The sequence below is a fragment of the Kitasatospora sp. NPDC004240 genome (genome assembly GCF_053603215.1).
Map to the genome: position 1 here is coordinate 1 of NZ_JBSGFD010000366.1, position 4,350 is coordinate 4,350.

4 protein-coding genes are annotated in these 4,350 nt (G+C 73.0%); 3 read left to right on the top strand and 1 reads right to left on the bottom strand.

What is annotated here, in order from left to right:
• Positions 1-513: 513 nt before the first annotated feature.
• Positions 514-927: a thioredoxin family protein gene (locus ACWEQL_RS41270; RefSeq protein WP_452156590.1), complete on the bottom strand. Its 414-nt coding sequence runs from the start codon at positions 925-927 to the stop codon at positions 514-516.
• A 272-nt stretch (positions 928-1,199) separates the two neighbouring features.
• On the opposite strand from ACWEQL_RS41270, the gene ACWEQL_RS41275 reads away from it, so the two are divergent.
• The 3 genes from ACWEQL_RS41275 (at position 1,200) to ACWEQL_RS41285 (ending at position 4,148) form a co-directional block, all read left to right on the top strand.
• Entirely contained in the window at positions 1,200-1,628 is a 429-nt protein-coding gene (locus ACWEQL_RS41275) for a DUF4395 domain-containing protein (protein ID WP_452156592.1), read from the top strand.
• 271 nt (positions 1,629-1,899) lie between these two features.
• Complete coding sequence (locus ACWEQL_RS41280; RefSeq protein WP_452156594.1) at positions 1,900-2,670, top strand: lysophospholipid acyltransferase family protein; 771 nt, start codon at positions 1,900-1,902, stop codon at positions 2,668-2,670.
• A gap of 317 nt (positions 2,671-2,987) precedes the next feature.
• Positions 2,988-4,148 carry a TolB family protein gene (locus tag ACWEQL_RS41285; protein WP_452156596.1) on the top strand — a complete coding sequence of 387 codons (1,161 nt, stop codon included), beginning with the start codon at positions 2,988-2,990 and terminating at the stop codon, positions 4,146-4,148.
• Positions 4,149-4,350 lie beyond the last annotated feature (202 nt).

Genomic DNA, 4,350 nt, shown 5'->3' on the forward strand with positions numbered 1-4,350 from the left:
GGTGAGATCGTCCGCGAAACGACGGTCACCCGTCGCATCCGGCACATACTTCACACAGACGACGATCCTCAAGGTCATGGTCGGTTCTCCTGTACTGGTCTCGTCCGGCGGCTGCGGCTGTGCGAGCGGGTGCGAACACGGCACGCACCCGCCTCCCGGCAGCGTGTTCCCGTGTCGGTCCGGAACTCCCTGGCAGCATACTCGCCAGTAGCTTAGCCGTCACTACTGGCCAGTAGCTTACGCCTCCGGGCCCGGTCGGACGCTCCGCCGAGCACTCGCGAGAAGCTCTCGGAGGGCTCGCGCCGACCCGTCCGGGCAGGCACGCGGAACGGCCGCACAGCCGTCTGCGCCCATCCTGCCCCAGCCACCGCCCGACACCCGCCGACCGGCCACCGCGCGCCCTGTGAGATTCGCCGCCGAACCGCCGAGCCGTGCGCCACCGGGCCCGGACCGCCCCACCGCGCGCCACCGAGCCCGAACCGCCGACCGACCCACCGCATGGCGCCCGGCCGCTCAGACCGCCGCGCCCAGCGCCGCGATCACGTCCGCCTTGCGTGGCAGGCCCGCGGCCCGCCGCACCACCCGCCCCCGCGCGTCCAGCACCAGCACCGTCGGCGTGCGCAGGACGTCCAGACGCCGCACCAGGTCCAGCCGCGCCTCCGCGTCCAGTTCCACGTGCGCGACCCCGTCGATCATCCCCGCCACCTCGGCCAGCAGCCGGCGGGTGGCCCGGCAGGGCTGGCAGAAGGCGGTCGAGAACTGCACCAGCGTCGCGCGCTCCCCCAGCGTCACCCCCAGTTCCTCGGCCGACAGCAGCACCGCCCCGTCCTTCCCGCGCACCCGCAGCCTCCCGTCACGCCTGGCCCGCAGTACTCCGAACGCGCTCGCCACGACGAGCACCACACCGCACACCACCAACCCGGTCACCGCACCAGTGTGCGCCCGCCCCCGGCGGCCCCGGTAAGGAGGTCGACCGCCGGGGCCGCTCCGCGTACGATCGCCGCGTGGACTCCGACCGCCCCGCACGACCGCTGCTGACCGCCCGCCGCGTGGTCGACCTGTGCCGGGCCACCACCTCGCGTTGTAGATAGCCGCGCCACCACCGCTCGTCGCCCGACGCCTGCGCCCGCGCGCCCAGGCCGAAGAACAGGCCACCGATCAACCATCGATCAGTCACCGCGAGCCACCCCGGAGCCCCCATGCAGATCGACCCGCGCGGCCCGCGCTTCGCCGCCGCCCTGACCACCCTCGTCCTGGCCGCCGTCCTGATCACCGGCAGCGGCCTCCTGCTCACCGCCCAGACCGCCGTCTTCGCGGTCGGCGCGCTGGCCGGGGTGCGCCAGTCCCCGTACGGCCTGCTGTACCGCACCCTGGTCCGGCCCCGGATCGGCCCGCCGAACGAGACCGAGGACGACCGGCCGCCGCGCTTCGCCCAGGGCGTCGGACTGGTCTTCGGCGCGGTCGGCGTCCTCGGCTACCTCACCGGGGTCACCTGGCTCGGCATGCTCGCCACCGCCTTCGCCCTGGCCGCCGCGTTCCTGAACGCCGCCTTCGGCTACTGCCTCGGCTGCGAGATGTACGTGCTGATCCGCCGCACCCAGGGCCGCGCCGACGTCGTCGCCCGATAACCAGCCGATAGCCGCCCGACAACCGTCCACCGACGGGTCTGCCGACGGCAGCCGGAGGCCGAAATGCCCGGAAAACCGGACCCATCGCGCACATCGCACCGGAAAATCCGGGGGACGGCCACGCTCAGGTGACAGCGGGCACTCGTTCGGGGGATCATCTCCATGTATCACCCGTGGCCGCCGCGGCGTGCCGCGCCCTCCGGTCGGCCCCACGTGCGGCGCGGGTACCGCCGGACTCGGGCAGCACGCCCGTGGGAAGTCAGGACTGACCGTGGCAGAGTTCGTGTACCCGCCGGTGATCGGCGCCGCGCTGACCGTCTTCCGCGCGCTCGACGTGCGGATCAAGATCGTCGGCGCCGAGAACATCCCCGCCAAGGGCGGAGCGGTACTGGTGAGCAATCACATCAGCTACCTCGACTTCCTCTTCGCCGGCCTCGGCGCCTACCGCGGCGGCAAGCGCAAGACCCGGTTCATGGCCAAGGACGACGTCTTCAAGCACGGCGTCTCCGGCCCCCTGATGCGCGGCATGAAGCACATCCCGGTCGACCGCACCGACGGCCAGCCCGCGTACGAGGCCGCGGTGCGCGCCCTGAAGGCCGGCGAGGTGGTCGGGGTGTTCCCCGAGGCGACCATCAGCCGCTCGTTCATGCTGAAGAAGTTCAAGACCGGCGCCGCCCGGATGGCCGCCGACTCCGGCGCCCCGCTGCTGCCCGTCATCCTCTGGGGCACCCAGCAGCTCTGGACCAAGGGCCGTCCCAAGACCCTCACCAAGCGCCACGTGCCGGTCACCATCATGATCGGCGAACCGATCGAGCTCACCGCCACCGACAAGCCGGTCATGGTCACCCGCCGACTGCGCGCCGCCATGAGCGAGATGCTCGACAAGGCCCAGCGCGAGTACCCCGGCAAGCCCGGCGGCCCGGACGACACCTGGTGGCTGCCCACCCACCTCGGCGGCACCGCGCCGACCCTGGAGGTCGCCGAGGCCGAGGACGAGGCCGAGGCCGCCGCCAAGGCCGAGCGCCGCACGACCGGCCGGTAGAGCCGGCCGATAGGACCGGTCCGTAGAGCTGGTCAAGGCCGGTCAGTAGGCCCCCGCCGGTAGGGCCGGGCCCCTCCGCCGTCACCGCGCCCGTCGGCGCGGCCGCCCCCGCAGCACGCGCCGACGGCATACTCCGAGTGACATCGCGAGCACCCAACGTCGCGTGTCGCCCACTTTCCGTGCCTCCGATCTGACACAGTGACAGCTCCCCCGGGGCCTCGTCCTGGACCGGAGTCGGATACGGAGATGAGAAGCGGATGACCGGCAAGCGGTGGAAACCCTCGACGGCGGCCCGAGCGGGTACGGGAGCGACAGCCGTGACGGGAGCGCTGGGCATGGCCGGCGTCCTGATGGCCGGCTCTCTGCTCACGGGCTGCGGCGCCCAACCCGGGGACATCCCGTACAGCGCCACCCAGGCCGACACCCCGGCGGCGACGCCCACCCCCGAGGCCGCCGTCACCGTGTCCGGACCGGGGGCCGCGGCCGCCGGGGTCCCCGGGGTTCCGGCCGCCGCGCAGGTCGTCAACGCCCGCAACGGGCTGATCGCCAGCCGGGTCCTCCTCGACACCGAGCACCGCACCGGCGCCATCTTCGCGGTCGCCGCGGACGGCACCGGCGAGCGACAGCTCACCCAGCCGCCCGAGCAGACCACCGACGACCACCCCGACTGGTCCCCCGACGGCACCACGCTCGCCTTCGACCGGACCACCGGCGAGAGCACCGCCACCCGCCTCTGGCTCGTCGGGGCCAACGGCGAGAACGCCCGTCAGATCGGCCCGCTCTGCGAACTCGGCGCCGCCGACTGCCTCAACGAGAGCGAGGGCACCCCCGCCTTCTCGCCCGACGGCAAGCTCCTCGCGTTCAGCCGCGCCTGGGGAACCGCAGACCCGGCCTCCGGCCAGACCCAGTTCTCCGACCTCTACGTCATGGGCCCGGACGGCACCAACGCCCAGCGGCTCACCTTCCTCACCAACGACAAGCCGTACTCCGGCCACGTCGGCAACCCCAGCTGGTCCCCCGACGGCAAGCAGCTCACCTTCGAGTACCGCACCAGCGCCACCGGCCAGCCCGCCGACGGCCGCGCCGTCTACGTGGTCAACGTCGACGGTACCGGCCTGCGCCAGCTCACCCCCTGGGACCTCCGCGCCGGCGACCGCGCCGACTGGTCGCCGGACGGTACGCAGATCGTGTTCACCACCTTCCCCGCCGGCCCCGACCAGGCTCCCGGCGGCGGCATCTACACCGTCCACCCCGACGGCTCCGCCATCGGCGCGCTGACCCCCGCCCCGTCGGACGTCTACTACGGACCCGCCGCCTACTCGCCCGACGGCCGGTCGATCGTCTTCGCCCAGGCCGTCGCCGGCGGCACGCCCGAGCTGTACACGATGAACGGCGACGGCAGCGGCCCGGCCCGGATCACCAACACCCCCGACCGCTGGGAGAACCGCCCCGTCTGGGCCGCGGCCTCCCCCAGCTAGGGCAGGACACGACGAATCACCGCCGGCCTCCTGGACCTCACACGGGTCCGGGAGGCCATCGTTTGTTCGTGTGACCCGCGCGTAATCTGCGTACGGGTTCCGGAAATGCGAGAAACCCCGCCCGGGTGCCCCGGGCGGGGTTTCTCTGAATGATCGTTCGGCGGCGTCCTACTCTCCCACAGGGTCCCCCCTGCAGTACCAT